This window comes from Geodermatophilus sp. URMC 60 (genome assembly GCF_053502585.1).
Genome location: NZ_CP199958.1, coordinates 1,865,700 through 1,881,687, shown reverse-complemented (window position 1 = coordinate 1,881,687; position 15,988 = coordinate 1,865,700). Strand labels below are relative to the sequence as shown.

The 15,988-nt window shown below is 74.1% G+C and carries 17 protein-coding genes; 9 read left to right on the top strand and 8 right to left on the bottom strand.

Going from position 1 to position 15,988, the window contains the following annotated elements; all coding sequences use genetic code 11:
* Positions 1–50: 50 nt before the first annotated feature.
* Complete coding sequence (locus ACWIX3_RS09055) at positions 51–1,703, bottom strand: peptide ABC transporter substrate-binding protein (RefSeq protein ID WP_448611742.1); 1,653 nt, start codon at positions 1,701–1,703, stop codon at positions 51–53.
* 346 nt (positions 1,704–2,049) lie between these two features.
* Between ACWIX3_RS09055 and ACWIX3_RS09050 the strand changes: the two genes are divergently transcribed.
* Entirely contained in the window at positions 2,050–2,220 is a 171-nt protein-coding gene (locus ACWIX3_RS09050) for a CsbD family protein (RefSeq protein ID WP_448611741.1), read from the top strand.
* A 75-nt stretch (positions 2,221–2,295) separates the two neighbouring features.
* Here the strand turns inward: ACWIX3_RS09050 and ACWIX3_RS09045 are convergent, their stop codons facing one another.
* Positions 2,296–3,057: an NUDIX domain-containing protein gene (locus tag ACWIX3_RS09045; RefSeq protein WP_448611740.1), complete on the bottom strand. Its 762-nt coding sequence runs from the start codon at positions 3,055–3,057 to the stop codon at positions 2,296–2,298.
* A gap of 35 nt (positions 3,058–3,092) precedes the next feature.
* Between ACWIX3_RS09045 and ACWIX3_RS09040 the strand changes: the two genes are divergently transcribed.
* The 6 genes from ACWIX3_RS09040 to ACWIX3_RS09015 all read left to right on the top strand — a co-directional run bounded on the left by ACWIX3_RS09040 (position 3,093) and on the right by ACWIX3_RS09015 (position 9,041).
* Positions 3,093–3,590: an RrF2 family transcriptional regulator gene (locus tag ACWIX3_RS09040; RefSeq protein WP_448611739.1), complete on the top strand. Its 498-nt coding sequence runs from the start codon at positions 3,093–3,095 to the stop codon at positions 3,588–3,590.
* 48 nt (positions 3,591–3,638) lie between these two features.
* Entirely contained in the window at positions 3,639–4,262 is a 624-nt protein-coding gene (gene cysC, locus ACWIX3_RS09035; protein WP_448611738.1) for an adenylyl-sulfate kinase, read from the top strand.
* A 229-nt stretch (positions 4,263–4,491) separates the two neighbouring features.
* Positions 4,492–6,180 carry a nitrite/sulfite reductase gene (locus tag ACWIX3_RS09030; RefSeq protein ID WP_448611737.1) on the top strand — a complete coding sequence of 563 codons (1,689 nt, stop codon included), beginning with the start codon at positions 4,492–4,494 and terminating at the stop codon, positions 6,178–6,180.
* Positions 6,181–6,357: 177 nt separating this feature from the next.
* Positions 6,358–7,083: a phosphoadenylyl-sulfate reductase gene (locus ACWIX3_RS09025; protein WP_448611736.1), complete on the top strand. Its 726-nt coding sequence runs from the start codon at positions 6,358–6,360 to the stop codon at positions 7,081–7,083.
* 144 nt (positions 7,084–7,227) lie between these two features.
* Positions 7,228–7,530, top strand: coding sequence for a 4a-hydroxytetrahydrobiopterin dehydratase (locus tag ACWIX3_RS09020; protein ID WP_448611735.1), 303 nt, complete (start codon positions 7,228–7,230; stop codon positions 7,528–7,530).
* Positions 7,531–7,619: 89 nt separating this feature from the next.
* The gene (locus tag ACWIX3_RS09015) at positions 7,620–9,041 is read left to right on the top strand and encodes an FAD-dependent oxidoreductase (protein ID WP_448611734.1); all 1,422 of its coding nucleotides are present in this window, start codon (positions 7,620–7,622) and stop codon (positions 9,039–9,041) included.
* Between the two features lie 147 nt (positions 9,042–9,188).
* Here ACWIX3_RS09015 and ACWIX3_RS09010 read toward each other — a convergent pair whose 3' ends face one another.
* The 4 genes from ACWIX3_RS09010 to ACWIX3_RS08995 form a co-directional block, all read right to left on the bottom strand.
* Complete coding sequence (locus ACWIX3_RS09010) at positions 9,189–11,423, bottom strand: PhoX family protein (protein ID WP_448611733.1); 2,235 nt, start codon at positions 11,421–11,423, stop codon at positions 9,189–9,191.
* 156 nt (positions 11,424–11,579) lie between these two features.
* A complete protein-coding gene (locus tag ACWIX3_RS09005; protein WP_448611732.1) occupies positions 11,580–11,804 on the bottom strand; it encodes a hypothetical protein in 225 nt (74 codons plus the stop codon).
* A 120-nt stretch (positions 11,805–11,924) separates the two neighbouring features.
* On the bottom strand, positions 11,925–12,317 hold the full coding sequence (locus ACWIX3_RS09000; RefSeq protein ID WP_448611731.1) for a DUF3037 domain-containing protein: 393 nt from the start codon (positions 12,315–12,317) through the stop codon (positions 11,925–11,927).
* Positions 12,314–13,273 carry a HipA family kinase gene (locus tag ACWIX3_RS08995; RefSeq protein WP_448611730.1) on the bottom strand — a complete coding sequence of 320 codons (960 nt, stop codon included), beginning with the start codon at positions 13,271–13,273 and terminating at the stop codon, positions 12,314–12,316. The genes ACWIX3_RS09000 and ACWIX3_RS08995 overlap by 4 nt, the downstream gene beginning before the upstream one ends.
* Positions 13,274–13,285: 12 nt before the next feature.
* On the opposite strand from ACWIX3_RS08995, the gene ACWIX3_RS08990 reads away from it, so the two are divergent.
* The gene (locus ACWIX3_RS08990) at positions 13,286–13,834 is read left to right on the top strand and encodes a DUF1990 family protein (protein ID WP_448611729.1); all 549 of its coding nucleotides are present in this window, start codon (positions 13,286–13,288) and stop codon (positions 13,832–13,834) included.
* Positions 13,835–13,888: 54 nt separating this feature from the next.
* The gene (locus ACWIX3_RS08985; RefSeq protein ID WP_448611728.1) at positions 13,889–14,293 is read left to right on the top strand and encodes a serine hydrolase; all 405 of its coding nucleotides are present in this window, start codon (positions 13,889–13,891) and stop codon (positions 14,291–14,293) included.
* 6 nt (positions 14,294–14,299) lie between these two features.
* Here the strand turns inward: ACWIX3_RS08985 and ACWIX3_RS08980 are convergent, their stop codons facing one another.
* Both ACWIX3_RS08980 and ACWIX3_RS08975 read right to left on the bottom strand, forming a co-directional pair.
* Positions 14,300–15,031: a hypothetical protein gene (locus tag ACWIX3_RS08980; RefSeq protein ID WP_448611727.1), complete on the bottom strand. Its 732-nt coding sequence runs from the start codon at positions 15,029–15,031 to the stop codon at positions 14,300–14,302.
* Complete coding sequence (locus tag ACWIX3_RS08975; protein WP_448611726.1) at positions 15,028–15,930, bottom strand: ABC transporter ATP-binding protein; 903 nt, start codon at positions 15,928–15,930, stop codon at positions 15,028–15,030. The genes ACWIX3_RS08980 and ACWIX3_RS08975 overlap by 4 nt, the downstream gene beginning before the upstream one ends.
* Positions 15,931–15,988 lie beyond the last annotated feature (58 nt).

The following is a 15,988-nucleotide window of genomic DNA, read 5'->3' as shown; positions in this document are numbered from 1 at the left end:
TCGTCTTCAGGACGGCGCCCCCGGCGGGCGGTTCGGGCTGCAGGTCCCGGTCAGCTGGCGACGCGGACCGCCGGGACGTCGATGTCACCGAAGACGTCGATGACGACGTCGCTGACGTTCTCCGAGTGCACCGCCTGCTCGAGCTCGAAGAACATCGGGATCATCGGCATGTCCTGCAGCAGGACGTCCTCGGCCTGCTGGTACAGCGCGATCGCCTCCTCGTTGCTGCCCGCGGAGTTGCCCGCGGTGACGAGCCGGTCGAACTCCGGGTTCGAGTAGAAGGTCGAGTTCGAGCCGGCCGGCGGCAGGGCCGCGGTGCCGAACAGCGGCTCCAGGTAGTTCTGCGGGCTCGGGTAGTCCATGCTCCAGCCCAGCCGGAACGGACCGGTCATGCCCTTCTCGTCCTGCTTGGGCAGGTACTCGGAGAAGTCGAGGTCGCCCCGCAGCACGTACTCCAGGCCGAGGTTCTCCCGCAGCTGGTTGCCGACCGCCTCGATGTAGGCGTCGTGACCGGCACCGGCGTTGAACCACAGGTCGATCGGCTGGCTGCGGTCGAAGCCGGCCTCGTCGAGGAGCTGGTTGGCCCGGTCGACGTCGAGCACGCAGTACTCGCACGCACCTTCGCGGTAGCCGTCGACCACCGGCGCGATCACCGCGTCGGCGGGAGTCCGGCCACCGAAGAAGATGGCGTCCGCAATGGCCTGGCGGTCGATGCCCATGGAGAGCGCCTGGCGGACGCGCGGGTCGGAGTACCGGGGGTCGTACGTGGGGTACCCCAGGTACTGGAACCCGGACGACGGCGCCTCCAGGAAACGGTCCCCGAACTCGTCCGGCGCCGAGGCGAGAGCCTCGGTCGGCATGTCGGGGAGGATGTCCAGGTTCCCGCCCTGCACGTCCGTGTAGCCGGTGTTGAGGTCCGTGTAGACGCGGAACTCGACGGTCCCGGCCTGCGCGGGCTCCTCGCCGCCGTACTCGTCGTAGCGGGTCACGGTGAAGCCCTGACCCGGGACGAACTCCTCCTCGGCCCGGAAGGGACCGTTGCCGATCGGCTTGGTGCCGAAGGCCTCGGGGTCGCCGAAGAACGCCTCGGGCAGCGGGTAGAACGCGCTGTAACCGACCGTGACGGGGAACTGCGCGAACGGCGTCGCCAGGGTGACCTCGAAGGTCTGGTCGTCGACGACGCGCAGGCCACTCATCTCGGTGGCGGCCGGATCGCCGGTGACGTTGCCCGCGTCGTCGGTCGGGGCCTGCAGGTCCTCGTAGCCCTGGATGTTCGAGAAGAAGTAGGCCGCACCCTGAGCGTTCGGGCTGTACGCGCCCCAGTTCCAGGCCTTGACGAAGGACTGGGCGTTGACGGGGGTGCCGTCGTGGAAGGTCCAGCCGTCCTTCAGCTTCACGGTCCAGGTGGTGTTGTCCGTGGAGTCGATGGACTCGGCGACGCCGGTGTACTGCACCTCGCCGTCGGCCGCGTACTCGACCAGGCCGGTCCACAGCGACGAGATGACCTGGTGGCCCTCGCTCTCCGCCGTGTTGCTCGGGATCAGCGGGTTCTCGGGCTCACCGATGTAGATGCTGAAGCTGCCGCCGTCCGCGGCGGCACCCCCCGAGCCACCGCCGTCGTCGCCGCCACCACAGGCGGACAGCAGCATCGCGCCGGACAGCCCGGTCGCGATGAGCGCAGCGGAGCGCTTGCTCAACCTCACGTGCAATGCCTCCCTCATCCCGCTCTGCGGGGGGAACGGACTGGTTCGCCGGCAGCCTGCGTCCACGGACGGGCGGCCGGGGTCGTGCGGACAGGTACCGGGTCTACCGGTACGAGCCGCGACCCTAGGCTCGCGCCGCGAAGAGCGTCCACGACCGACACCGACTTGTGACCTCGGCCCACCATCTCACAGGGTGGAATCGCGCTTGCACACACCGGGCGCTCGTCGTTCCTGAGGATCTCCGGCCGGATGACAGCTGGGCCGGATGTCTTCCACCGCCCGACCGCCCTGCGTGTCAGGTCCGCTGTCGTGGGTACCCCAGGAGACTCCGACGAGAGGAGTCGACATGAGTGGCATCGACAAGATGAAGAACAAGGCCGAGGAGCTCTCGGGCAAGGGCAAGGAGGGCGTCGGCGAGGCGACCGGCGACCGCGACCTGCAGGCCGAGGGCAAGGCCGACCAGGCCTCGGGCAACCTCAAGCAGGCCGGCGAGAAGGTCAAGGACGTCTTCAAGTAGGCCTTCCGGTACGGCACGGACCCGACGGACGCCGATCCCTCCGGGGATGGCGTCCGTCGGCGCCTCCGGAGTCGGTCACAGCCGGCCGAGCAGCGCCCGGACGGCGGGCAGCAGCGGCCGGTCGGCGGGGATCCAGTCCAGCGACTCGAGCTCCTCCGCGGCCAGCCAGCGCAGCTCGCTGTGCTCGTGCGCGGTGACCTCGCTGCCCGGCGCCACCCGGGCCCACCACACGCGCAACGTCGAGGCGCCGGGCAGCCCGCCGGCGACCACGCCGTCGAGCACCACCTCGCCCAGGAACGCCTGGGGGACGACGGCCACGCCGAGCTCCTCGCCGATCTCGCGGACCAGCGCGGCGAGCTCCTCCTCCCCCGGCTCGACCTTGCCGCCGGGGAACTCCCAGCAGCCGTCGTAGGGTCCGCCCGACCGCTGGGCCACGAGCACCCGGTCGCCGTTCACCAGCGCGGCGCCGACCACCTGGACGACGTCGCGCGCGCGCCGGGCGGCCGCGGCGGCGTAACCGTCGAGATGGGCCCGCATCGCGCGGAGCACGCGCCGCCGCAGCAGCGGGTCCACCACCCGCCCGAGCGGGCCCGGCAGCGCGGTCGCCCAGTCGACCTGCTCCTCGACGACGGTGCCGGCACCGGTGGCGGTGAACCGGCGTGAGTGGATCAGCCAGCGCCACCCGCGGCCGGGCCCGACGGCGTACACGTCGTGGGCCGGGCGGACCGACACCACCTCCTCCAGCGGCACCGGCCACGGGCGGCCGAGCGCGCGGGCGACGTCGAAGGCCACGGTCAGCGGCGCCTCCACCAACGTGGTGAAACGCAGCTGGGACACGGTGTCACCCTCGCAGACCCGGCCGGAGGGCCCGCATGATGGGCACCGTGCGCATCACCGCCCGGGTCGACTACGCCGTCCGAGCCGCCGTCGAGCTGGCCGCGGCGGCACCCGGAGCCCTGACCTGCGACCGCATCGCCGCGGCCCAGGGCATCCCCTCCCGGTTCCTCCAGTCGATCCTCGGCGACCTCCAGCACGCCCGGCTCGTCACCAGCCAGCGCGGCCGCGAGGGCGGCTACCGGCTGGCCCTGCCGCCCTCGGAGGTCTCCATCGCCCGCGTCATGCGCGTGGAGCAGGGCTTCCTCGCCGAGGTGCACGGCCAGCGCCCCGAGGACGTCGAGTACTCGGGCACCGCCGCCCCGCTGGCCCCGGTGTGGGTCGCCGCGCGGGAGGCCTACCGGCGGGTGCTCGAGCGGGTCACCCTCGCCGACGTCGTCGCAGGCGAGCTGCCCCCGGAGGTCGCCGAGCTCATCGCGGTCGAGGAGGCGTGGCGCTCCTTCGGGGACGCCGCCAACTCCGCCGAGCGCCGGTAGCCGGGGCCGGTGCGGTGCTGCCGGGAGACGCTGGGCGAGACTGGCGGCATGCCAGCTGAGCAGCGCCAGGGCGTGACCGTGTTCCTCACGGGCCTCTCCGGAGCCGGCAAGTCCACGATCGCCGACGCGCTGGTCGCCGAACTGGAGGCCGAGGGCCGGCCGGTGACGGTGCTCGACGGTGACGTCGTCCGCACCCACCTGTCCAGTGAGCTCTCCTTCTCCCGCGAGGACCGCGACCTCAACATCCGCCGCATCGGCTTCGTCGCCGGCGAGGTGGTCAAGCACGGCGGCACCGTCGTCGTCGCGGCGATCGCCCCCTACGAGGCCGCCCGGGAGGATGCCCGCGCGTTGGTCGAGCGGCACGGCCGGTTCGTGCTGGTGCACCTGTCCACCCCGCTGGAGGTCTGCGAGGGCCGCGACGTCAAGGGCCTGTACGCCCGGGCCCGCGCCGGGCAGATCACCGGGTTCACCGGCATCGACGACCCGTACGAGCCGCCGGCGCGCGCCGAGGTGGTCATCGACACGTCGGTCACCCCGCTGCCCGAGTCGGTCGCCCGCATCCGCGCCGCCATGGGTGAAGGACCCCCTCCCCCCCACCGCTCGCGGGCTCGCGGCGGGAGCCTGCAGGGGGCCGGCGGGCCGCAGGACGAGGCCGCCGCGTCCGTCGGCTGAGTCACGCGTCACCGCCCTCGCCGGTGTGGGACGATGGAGGGCGTGACCGGTCGCGCTCTGCTCCTCGTCGCGCGCCGTCACATCGACCTGGCGCTGGTCAGCAGCGCCGTCTGTCGCCCCGCGCGCTGACGCCCCGGTCCCCCGCAGCACCCGCTGCGCCCCTCGATCTGGCAGCGCCCACCCCGTCCGGTCCGGCGCCGCGGCGGGCAGCGCAGAAGGAAGTGCCACCGTGACGACCCCCCGCACCAGCAACAGGCCCCCGCGTCGTGACACACCACAGCGTGGCCAGGGCCAGTGGGCACTGGGCTACCGGGAGCCGCTGAACCCCAACGAGCGGATGAAGAAGGACTCCGACGGGCTCGAGGTCCGTCAGCGCATCCTCGACATCTACGCGCACACCGGCTTCGGGGGCATCGACCCGAGCGACCTGCGCGGACGCATGCGCTGGATGGGGCTCTACACCCAGCGGGCCCAGGGCATCCCCGGCGGGAAGACCGCCGTGCTGGAGCCCGAGGAGCTCGAGGACTCGTACTTCATGATGCGGGTGCGGACCGACGGCGGGTCGCTCACCAGTGCCCAGCTGCGGACGATCGGCGGCATCAGCACCGAGTTCGGTCGCGACGTCGCCGACGTCACCGACCGGCAGAACATCCAGTACCACTGGATCCGGATCGAGGACGTCCCCGAGATCTGGCGCCGGCTGGAGGCGGTCGGCCTCACCACGACGGAGGCCTGCGGCGACACCCCCCGCGGCATGCTCAACTGCCCGCTGGCCGGCGTCCTGGAGGACGAGGTCCTCGACGCCAGCGACGTCATGGCGCAGACGGTGGCCAAGTACGTCGGCAGCCCGGAGTTCAGCAACCTGCCCCGCAAGTGGAAGACGTCGATGTCCGGCTGCGTCGACCACTGCACCGAGCCGGAGATCGACGACGTCTCCTTCGTCGGCGTGCGCAACGAGGCCGGTGAGGCCGGCTACGACCTGTGGGTCGGTGGCGGCCTGTCGACCAACCCGATGTTCGCCAAGCGGATCGGCGTCTTCGTGCGGCCCGAGCAGGTGACCGACGTCTGGGCGGCCTGCACCTCGATCTTCCGCGACTACGGCTACCGCCGGCAGCGCAACCGCGCCCGCATCAAGTTCCTGGTGGCCGACTGGGGGCCGGAGAAGTTCCGCCAGGTGCTGGAGGACGAGTACCTCCACGGGAAGCTCCCCGACGGCCCCGCCGCCGCACCGCCGAAGCACGACCAGCGCGACCACGTCGGCGTCGCCCGGCAGAAGGACGGCACCAACGCCGTCGGCTTCGCGCTGCGCACCGGACGGATCACCGGCAGCCTGCTCACCCGGATCGCCGACCTCGCCGACGAGTACGGGCAGGGGCGCACCCGGACGACGACGCAGCAGAAGATGGTCATCCTCGACGTGCCCGACGAGCGGGTCGAGGACCTCGTGTCGGCGCTCGCCGAGCACGACCTGCTCGTGCGCCCGAGCGCCTTCCGCCGCGGCACGATGGCCTGCACGGGCCTGGAGTTCTGCAAGCTCGCCATCGTGGAGACCAAGCAGCACGCGCAGGACCTCTACGCCGAGCTGGAGAAGCGGCTGCCGGACTTCGACGAGCCGATCGGCATCAACGTCAACGGCTGCCCGAACAGCTGCGCCCGGTTCCAGACCGCCGACATCGGCTTCAAGGGCTCGATGGTGCGTGACGACACCGGCGAGATGGTCGAGGGCTTCCAGGTGCACCTGGGCGGCCACCTCGGCACGGAGGCCGCCTTCGGCCGCAAGTTCCGCGGCCACAAGGTGACCAAGGCGGAGACCGCCGACTACTGCGAGCGGGTGCTGCGCGGCTACCTGGAGCGGCGCGAGCCGGGCGAGCGGTTCGCCGCCTACGTGACGCGGGCCGAGGAAGCCTGGCTGCTCTGACATGGACGAGGACACCGCCGGCGGCGGCGGAAGATCCCGGCAGCTGCCCGTGTTCTTCTGCCCGTACTGCGGGGACGAGGAGCTGACCCCGCACGGGGAGGGGGGCGAGTGGCACTGCGCCGCCTGCCTCCGGACCTTCACCGTCCGGCTCACCGGGACAGGAGTAGTGCAGCAGGCATGACGACCGCCGTCCGGCCCACACCGGAGCTCGCCACCCCAGAACTGGCGGCAGCGGCCGACGCCCGCTTCGAGGGCATCGCCGACCCCGTCGAACAGGCGCTCGCCGTCCTGCGGTGGGCCGGGGAGACCTTCGGCGACGACTTCGCGGTCACGTCGTCCATGGCCGACGGGCTGCTCGCGCACCTGGCGTCGCGTGCGGTCCCCGGTGTCAACGTGGTCTTCCTCGACACCGGCTACCACTTCGCCGAGACCATCGGCACCCGTGACTGGGTCAGCGGCGTCATGCCGATCACCCTGGTCAACGTGCAGCCCGAGCAGACGGTCGCCGAGCAGGACGCCGAGTACGGCGCGGCGTTGCACGACCGCGACCCCGACCTGTGCTGCTCGCTGCGCAAGGTGCAGCCGCTGGCCAGGGCCCTCGCCGGGTACTCGGCGTGGGGTTCGGGCGTGCGCCGCGACGAGTCGCCCACGCGCGCCGGCACCAAGGTGGTCGACTGGGACGCCAAGCGCGGGATGGTGAAGGTCAACCCGCTGGCGGCCTGGACGCAGGAGCACGTCGACGCCTACACCGCCGAGCACCAGGTGCCGGTCAACCCGCTGCAGGAGATCGGGTACGCCTCGATCGGCTGCGCGCCGTGCACCCGCCCGGTGGCCCCGGGCGAGGACCCGCGCGCCGGCCGCTGGGCCGGCCGCGGCAAGACCGAGTGCGGGCTGCACCTCTGAAGGACCTCTCTGGAGGACCTCGTCCCACCCCACGATCGAAGGACCCCGCCTCCTCTCCCTCCTCTCCCTCCGCGAGCTCGGGGTGAGCCTCGGGACAGGCCGGCGCCGCGGGCCCCTGGAACGAGGCCGTTCCGGGGCGGCAGGATGACCGCCGTGCCCCGACCCCCGCGCCTGTCCCCCGACGAGCTCGCCGCTGCCCTGCCCGGGCTGCCGCTGTGGTCGGGGGACGGCGAGGGCATCCGCCGCAGCGTCGAGCTGCCCGGCTTCCCCGACGCCGTCGCCGCGCTGGTGCGGATCGCGTTCATCGCCGAGCAGATGGACCACCACCCCGACGTCGACCTGCGCTGGCGCACCCTGCACCTGACGCTGGTCACCCACTCGGCGGGCGGGGTCACCGAGCTGGACCTGGAGCTGGCTCGGCGGATCGACGCCCTCCTCCCCCGCTGAGCACCCGCCCCGGGGCCCAACGCCCCTTCCGGCCCGGGGCCCGTCGCACCTAGCGTGCCGTCGGCTGCCTGGACCAGGAGGAGGCCTCGATGGCCGACATCATCGTCTTGGGCGGAGGGTTGTGCGGTCTCGCCTCGGCGCTGCTGCTGGCCCGGGACGGGCACGAGGTCACCGTTCTCGAGCAGGACCCCGACCCGGTGCCGGACACGCCCGCGGAGGCGTGGGAGCGGTGGCACCGCGGCGGCGTCGCGCAGTTCCGCCAGCCGCACTACCTGCAACCACGGGTGCGGCAGGTGCTCGACGCCGAGCTCCCGGACGTGAGCGCCGCCCTCGCCGTCGCCGGCGCCGTCCGCTTCGACACCCTGACCACGACCCCACCCACGGTGCCGCCGCTGGACCGGCGGTCGGGCGACGAGCGCTACGTCACGGTGACCGCCCGGCGCTGCGTGCTCGAACAGGTCGTCGGCCGGGCCGCCGACGAACAGCCGAACCTGCGGGTCGAGCGGGGGGTGAGCGTCGCCGGGCTGCGCACCCGCACCCTCGACGGGATCCCCCACGTCGGCGGCGTGGTGGACGCCACCGGCCGCGAACGAGCCGCCGACCTGGTCGTGGACGCCACCGGCCGCCGTTCGCCGCTGCCGCGGTGGCTGCGCGAGGCCGGCAGCGCCCCGCTGCAGGAGGAGTCGGTGGACAGCGGGTTCAGCTACTACACCCGCTACTTCCGGTCCCGGGACGGCAGGCTGCCCGAGCCCCGGGACCGGTTGAACGTCGCCGTCGGCTCTTTCTCGGTGCTCACGCTCCCGGCCGACGCCGGCACCTGGTCGGTGACCCTGTACACGGCCTCCCACGACCGGCCGCTCAAGGAGCTGCGGCACGAGGCCGTCTGGACGGCGGTCGTCGCGGCCTGTCCGCGGCAGGCGCACTGGCTCGACGGGGAGCCGCTGACCGCGGTGATGCCGATGGCGGGAGTGCTCGACCGGTACCGCCGCCTGTCCGACGGCGGACGCCCGGTGGTCACCGGCATCGCCACCGTGGCGGACGCCTGGGCGTGCAGGAACCCGTCGATCGGCCGGGGCATCGCGCTCGGCCTGGTGCACGCGGTCAGCCTGCGCGAGATCGTCCGGGAGCACCTCGGGGACCCGCAGGAGTTCGCGGCGGCGTGGGACGCGGAGACCGAGGCCAGGCTGACCCCGTGGTACCGGGCCACTGTCGCCGTCGACCGCACGCGGCTGGCGGACATGGACGCCGCACGCGAGGGTCGGCCCCGGCCCCAGCCGCAGGGCCCGGCGGCGCTCGGCGCGGCCCTGGCCCGGGCGATGGCCTTCGACGCCGAGGTGTACCGCGCCTTCATGGAGGTGGTGGACTGCCTGACGCTGCCCGCGGAGTTGTTCGCCCGCCCCGGCTTCGCCGACCGGGTGCTGCGGGTGGATGCCGAGCACGAGCCGACCCCGCCGGCCGGTCCCACGCGGGAGCGGCTGCTGGAGCTCGTCGGCGCGGCCACGGTCGGCTGAGCCGGACGGGTCCGCGCCCGGCCGCAGTCCGCGTCCCCGGGCCGGGAGCCCGTGCGGACGTCCGCCGCCGACAGCCGCGGGGGCCCGTCCGGCCCGGCGTGCGCGACGGCGCCGGACCCGTCCGGGGTCCGGCGCCGTCGTCCGTGCTCAGCTGCCGATCCGGCCGCCGTCCTCGCGGGCGACCACCACCACGCTGGGCCGCGGGAACGGCCGCTCGGGCAGCCGGTCGGGCCAGGTGCTCGAGGGTGTGTCCCGCGTCGAGCCGGTGGTCTCGCCGGGGTGCTGGACGGACACGAACACCGACCGTCCGTCCCGGGGGATCATCGGGCCGCTGCACTCGGCACCGAGCGGCACGGTGAGGAACGCCTTGAGGTGCCCGCGCTCCGCTCCCTCGGTCGGGACGGCGAAGAGCCCGTCGTTCGTGCCTCCGATGGTGCCCGCCTCCTGGTTGCGGGTCGACAGCACGGTGCCGTCGGTGGAGATCCACAGGTTGCCGGCCGGGTCGAACTCCAGGTTGTCCGGGCAGGACATGGCACTGACCTGGGACTTGTCGTAGCCGGCGAAGTACGTCCCGGGGTCCTCCGGGTTGCCGGCCAGGATGAAGACCCGCCAGCTGAAGGTGTCCCCCGCGATCGAGCCGGTCTCCTCCCACTCGATGACGTGGCCGTTGCGGTTGCCGGGACGCTCCTCGTAACGGCCGTCCTCGGCGTCGAAGGCGAAGGACCGGCTCACCGGGTTGGCCTCGTCCGCCCCCGGCCGGCCGTCCTGGCCGGTCCGGTTCGAGTTGTTCGTCAGGGACGCGTAGACGCGCCCGTTGACCGGGTTGACCTGGATGTCCTCCGGCCGGTCCATCTTCGTGGGCACCTGCCCCGGGTCGATGACCACCGGGTTGGCCGGGTCGGGGAAGTCCCCGTTGGCGTCGAGCTGCCTGCCGAGGCGGTCGGCGGCCAGCCGGGTGAAGGTCAGCACCCAGGCGACGTCCTTGCCCGGGACCATCGAGCGGCCGTCCTGCACCAGCGGGACCCACCGGCCGGTGCCGTCGAACTCGCCGTCGCCGGGCAGCGTGCCGCTGCCGTCGATCTCCGCGGCCGGTGAGTCGCCGCTGAAGTGGGCGACGTAGAGGTCGCCCTCCTCGAGCAGCGTCATGTTGTGCTCGCGCGCCTCGCGGTCGTCGCCTTCCCGGTACTGCTTCTTCGACACGAACTTGTAGATGTAGTCGAACCGCTCGTCGTCCCCGGAGTAGGCGACGACCCGGCCGTCCTCGGCGATGCGGACGTTGGCCGTCTCGTGCTTGAAGCGCCCGAGTGACGTGTGCTTGCGCGGGGTCGAGGTGGGGTCGTACGGGTCGACCTCGACGACCCAGCCGAAGCGGTTGACCTCGTTGGGCTCCTGCGCCAGGTCGAACCGCGGGTCGACGGCCTCCCACCGACGACCGGCCGAGTCCTCCGCGCTGACGCTGTACCGGCCCAGGCGGGGTTCGCGCGGGTCCTCGGTGATCGGCGCGGACGTCCCGAAGTACTGGTTGAAGTTCTCCTCACCGTGCAGCGTCGTGCCCCAGGGGGTGATGCCGCCGGCGCAGTTGTTGAGCGTGCCCAGGACGGTGCGGCCCTCGGGGTCGGCCGTCGTCCGCAGGTACTCCGATCCCGCGGCGGGCCCGGTGACCCGGAAGGGGGTCGAGGCGGTGATCCGGCGGTTGCGGTCGCGCTCGGGGGTCGGCAGCCACACGCCCGAGTCGCCCTGCCGCTGGATCTGCACCACGGAGATGCCGTGGGCCATCATCGCGACGCGCTTCTGCTCGTCGGTGGTCGGCGCCTCCTCCTCGGCGACGCCGGAGAACATGAGCTGCTCGTTGGTGTACTCGTGGTTCACGACGAGCAGTGCGCGCCGGCGCCCGAGCGGCAGGAAGCCGATGAAGTCGCAGTTGTAGCCGAACTGCCTGGCCTGCGCCTCGGCGGTCTGGGCGTCGACGTCGAAGTCCGGCGCGCCCTCCTCGACCGGGTCGCCCCACCGCATCACGACGGCGGAGGTGTACCCGGCCGGGACGACGAGCTCGTCGAGGAAGTTCTGCTCGACCGGCTCGAAGGTGAGGGCACCGTCCCCGGTCGGCCCCCGGCGTCCCGGCGCGGCCGCCGCCGGCTCGGGGAACAACGGGCCCGCGGCCACCACGAGGGCTCCGGCACCGGCCGCCTTGAGCAGGGCGCGCCGGCTGAGGGCCGTCTGGACGACGGACTCGAACGTGGGGTTGTCGGTGCGGTTGGGCACGGCCGCGTCGCAGGCGTTGCCGCACTTGTAGTAGCAGGTCGCGTGGCTGCGGGTCCCGTGACGGACGGAGTCGAGCAGGGGCAGGAAGAGGCGGCGGCGGGAGTTGGAGATGTCCGTCATCGGGTCCTCGGCTCTGGGAGACGTCGGTGCCCGGACGCTAATGCGCCGGGACGACGCGTGCATGGCGCGCAGGCGAGGACTTCGTGACCCGCTGGTCACCTGCGGTTCACCGCGACGGGGTCCGTCCCGGGTCGGCGGACAGCTCGGCGCGGGTGGTCAGCGGGTCCGGTCGAACCGGCGCCGGGTGAGCGCGGCGACGACGAGCAGTACATCCCGGAGCAGGAACCACGGGTCCCAGCGGAGGACGTGCCAGCGCAGCGCGGAGGGGTCGGCCGGCTCGCCGAGGACGCCGGTCAGTGCCAGGGCCCCGACGGACCACGACCAGGGCCGGTCCGGCCGTGACCAGGCCCCCGCCCTGCCGGCCCTGCTGCTCGACGGCACCGCCGACGGTCGAGAGCAGCCACGTGCCGCCGGTCAGCCAGTTGGCGCTCACCGCGGCCGACAGCCCCGCCAGCGCGGCCGCGCCGTGGGCGGACCAGGTCAGGAGCCGGCCGCGGTCGGTCACCCGGAGACAGGCAGGACCAGCAGCTGCAGCAGTCGGTCGGCCTCGGCGTCGGGGTCGTCGGTGAGCCCGGTGTGCACCGGACCGGCCTGGACGACGGTGCTGCGCGGCGCGGTCAGCCAGCGGAACCGGGAGCCCAGAGCCTCGCGCCCGGCGGCGCCCGACGCGGGTTCGGCGGCGCAGACGTCGGCGGCCGCCTGCAGCGCGGCGCGGATCGCCTCGGCGTCGGCGGTGGGGTCCAGGGCCCGCAGCCGGTCGGTGTCCAGGTGCACCCGGGAGCCGAGGTAGTCGCGCTGCCGGCAGTAGACGAGGACGCCGGCGTTCAGCGACTCGCCCCGCTCCACCCGGGGCACCACGCGCAGGACGGCGTACTCGAAGGTCTCCCGGCTCACCGCTGGCTCATCCCCTGCGGCGGTGGCGGGCCCAGCCACGACGGCCGGTTCTCCCCCCGCGGGGCCCTGCGCCGCGATCCGCCTGCGGCCGCGGTGGCCACCAGCGGCGGCAGCCAGGCGTCGCGGGCGGCCAGCCGGGCCAGCAGCTGGTCCACGTACCGGGCACGCACGTCGGCGGGGGTGGTCGGCCGGTGCGCGGCCCCGGCCGGGGCATCACCCCGAGCCTGCGAGGGGTGGGGAGGCCGGGGTCCTTCTTCCTCCAGCCACTCGTCGGGCACCTGGCGCAGCACCTGCTCGAGCAGCGGCCGGGTGACCCGCCCGCCGAGCGCGGCGTCGGCGGCGCGGACGTCGGGCGTGCACTCGACCAGCGCGTGCTGCGCGGCGTCGTAGGGTCGGGCGACCGCGGCGGCCGCGCCGGGCCAGTTGTGGTGGAAGGTCAGCGCGGCCCCGTGGTCGATCAGCTGCAGCCGACCGTGCCAGAACAGCATGTTGGGGTTGCGCCAGGAGCGGTCGACGTTGCCCACGAGCGCGTCGAACCACAGCACCCGGCCGGCCAGCTCCGACTGGACCGAACCGACTCCGGCTTCGAAGTCCAGCGCCCCGGGCAGGTAGTCCAGCCCCAGGTTGACCCCGGCGGAGCGCTGCAGCAGCTCCTGCACCTCGACGTCGGGCTCCCCCACCGCCAGCTCCGGGGCCACGTCGACGGTCACCAGCGCAGGTACCGGCAGTGACAGCGCGCGGGCGAGCTCACCGCAGACGACCTCGGCGACGAGCACCTTCACGCCCTGCCCTGCGCCCCGCCACTTCACGACGTAGGTGCCCAGGTCGTCGGCCTCCATGAGCCCCGGCAGCGAGCCACCCTCGCGCAGCGGGGTGACGTAGCGGGTGGCGGTGACGGCGGGCAGCACAGTGGCCGCGACCCTACCGGCGGGGACGGCGCGCGGACCGGCGGCCACGACACTGGGGGGATGGGCCTCCTGCGCGTCCTCGACCCCGCCGACCTCGCCGACGTCCCGTTCACCTATCCGGAAGTGGGCGCGACGCGGGAGCCGGTCCTGCCCGCCGGCTACGACACCGTCGAGCGCTCGGTCGTCGTCGGCTCCGGGAGGGCGGCCTTCGAGCGGGCCGCGGCGGCGGTGTTCGGCTGGCGGATGCAGCGCAGCGTCGGGCTGCGGGTGCGGGCCACCGGGCCGGCGGGCGAGCCGGGCACCGTCGTCGTCCTGACGGCGGGGCTGCCGCGACCGGGTTACGACATCCCCTGCCGGGTGGTGTGGGCGCAGACGACCGGCGACGAGCGCGGCTTCGCCTACGGCACGCTGCCCGGCCACCCGGAGAGCGGCGAGGAGGCGTTCCTGGTGCGGCTCGGGACCGGCGGGGACGTCGTGTTCACGCTGCGGGTGTTCGCCCGGCTGGCCTCGCCGCTGGCCCGGCTCGGCGGACCGGTCAGCACGGCCGTGCAGCGGCTGGCCACCGGCCGCTACCTGACCGCGATCCGGGAGGCCGCCGCCGGCCGATGAGTCCGGTGGCGCCGGCCGGTCGGAGCAGGGGGACGACCCACCGAGGAGGGCGGCGTGGGACTGGCGGAGGACGTCGAGGCGGTGGTGGCCGCGCACGTGGCCGCGGACGCGGTCCCCGGGGCGGCGTGGTGGGTCGGCCGGGACGGCGAGGTGGCCCGCGGAGCGGCCGGGGCGCACGCACCGGCCGGGGACGACCCGGTGCGCCCGGACACCCTCTTCCGCATCGCCTCGACGACCAAGCCCGTGGTGGCCGCCGCCGCGCTGACCCTGGTCGACGAGGGGCGGCTCGGCCTCGACGACCCGGTGGACGACGTGCTGCCCGAGCTCGCCGGCCGGCAGGTGCTCGCCGACCCGGTCACCGGGACCACGGCGGTGCTGCTCACCAACCAGATGTGGTCCCCGCCCGAGCCGCCGCCGCTGTTCGCCGACTTCCGGGCCGCCGCGTTCGGGCCGCGGTGAGCGGGCTCAGACGTCGCGCCGTTCCAGCAGCACCGCGCCGATCGACCAGGCGCCGAGCGCCCACGCCCCGCACACGACCAGCCCCACGGCCCACCCCGTCGGGACGGCGAGGAACGGGTCCTCGCCCACCCGCAGCGCGGGCAGCGCCTGGGAGAGCCGGGAGGCGACCGCCCCGCCGGCCAGCGCGAGCACCGGCGGGGCCATGGACACCAGCGCGACGCCGAGGCCGACCGCCCCGGCCGTCGAGCGCAGCACCGCTCCCAGCCCGACGGCGAGCCCGGTGACCAGCGCCGCGCCGGCCACCTGCAGCCCGAGCGCGCGCAGGACGGCGGGGTCGGTGAGCGGCACCCCGCCCGGCACCGCGGTGAGCGTCCGCGCGGCCAGCCAGCAGCTCAGGGCCAGGGCCGCGGTGAGCAGCACCGCCCACGCCGTGACGACGGCGGTCTTGGCGACCAGCAGCCGGGTCCGCCGCGGCACCGCGGTCAGCGACGGCAGCGCCGACCCCGTGGCGAACTCCGCGCTCACCACGAGGACGCCGAGGACGACGAGCACCAGCTGGCCGAAGCCGAAGCCGGTGAGCGTGACGCCGACGGCGAGGTCGGCGCGCGGCAGGGACGGGGTCGTCGCGGCCGCCAGCCAGCCGACCGCGCCGACGAGGAGCAGGTAGACGGCGGTGCACCACCAGGTGGAGCGGACCGAGACGAGCTTGGTCCACTCGCTGCGCAGCACCGCGATCACGCCGCACCTGCCCGGTACTCGACGTCCCCGCCGGTGAGCTCGAGGTAGGCGGCCTCCAGGGAGGCGACCACCCGGGTCAGCTCGTGCACCCGCGCCCGGGCGGCGTAGGCGACGTCCCCCACCTGCTCGGCGTCGAGCCCCTCGACCCGCAGGGCACCGTCGAGTTCGAGCGAGACGTGTCCGCCCACCTGCCGCAGCGCCACCGCCAGCAGCGGCGCCTCCGGGCTGCGCACCCGGACGGCGGCGTGCGCGCCGAGCAGGGCGGCCATGGAGACGTCTGCCAGCAACCGGCCCCGGCCGAGGACGACGAGGTGGTCGGCGGTGTCCTCCATCTCGCTCATCAGGTGGCTGGAGACGAGCACGGTGCGGCCCTCGTCGGCCAGTTCGCGCAGCAGCTCGCGGACCCAGCGGATGCCCTCGGGGTCCAGGCCGTTGACCGGCTCGTCGAGCAGCAGCACCTCCGGGTCGCCGAGCAGGGCGGCGGCGATGCCCAGCCGCTGGCCCATGCCGAGGGAGAAGCCGCGCACCCGCTCGTGCGCCACGCTGCCCAGGCCGACGAGCTCGACCACGTCGTCGACCCGCCGCCGTGGGATGGCGTTGCTCTGCGCCAGCACCCGCAGGTGCTGGTACGCCGTCCGTCCGGGGTGGCGGGCGCGCGGGTCGACCAGCGCGCCGACCCGCCGCATCGGGCGGTCCAGCGCGCGGTAGGGCACGCCGAGCACCGTCGCCGTCCCGGCGGTCGGGCGGGTCAGCCCGAGCAGGCAGCGCATCGTCGTCGTCTTGCCCGAACCGTTGGGCCCGAGGAAGCCGGTCACCCGTCCGGGCTCGACGCGGACGGTGAGGTCGTCGACGGCGGTCCGCTCCCCGTAGCGCTTGGTGAGGCCGTCGAGCTCGATCACGCCCGACAGCATGGCGAGGGCCACGCCTCGAGCCCGGGAGGCTCGGCGGGACGGCGTC

What these genes read in the sequence shown, in the direction of transcription:
- ACWIX3_RS09050 (WP_448611741.1), top strand. Translation starts at nt 2,050, where the DNA reads ATGAGTGGCATCGACAAGATGAAGAACAAGGCCGAGGAGCTCTCGGGC.
- ACWIX3_RS09040 (WP_448611739.1), top strand. Translation starts at nt 3,093, where the DNA reads ATGATGGGCACCGTGCGCATCACCGCCCGGGTCGACTACGCCGTCCGA.
- cysC (WP_448611738.1), top strand. Translation starts at nt 3,639, where the DNA reads ATGCCAGCTGAGCAGCGCCAGGGCGTGACCGTGTTCCTCACGGGCCTC.
- ACWIX3_RS09025 (WP_448611736.1), top strand. Translation starts at nt 6,358, where the DNA reads ATGACGACCGCCGTCCGGCCCACACCGGAGCTCGCCACCCCAGAACTG.
- ACWIX3_RS09020 (WP_448611735.1), top strand. Translation starts at nt 7,228, where the DNA reads ATGACCGCCGTGCCCCGACCCCCGCGCCTGTCCCCCGACGAGCTCGCC.
- ACWIX3_RS09015 (WP_448611734.1), top strand. Translation starts at nt 7,620, where the DNA reads ATGGCCGACATCATCGTCTTGGGCGGAGGGTTGTGCGGTCTCGCCTCG.
- ACWIX3_RS09010 (WP_448611733.1), bottom strand. Translation starts at nt 11,423, where the DNA reads ATGACGGACATCTCCAACTCCCGCCGCCGCCTCTTCCTGCCCCTGCTC.
- ACWIX3_RS08990 (WP_448611729.1), top strand. Translation starts at nt 13,286, where the DNA reads ATGGGCCTCCTGCGCGTCCTCGACCCCGCCGACCTCGCCGACGTCCCG.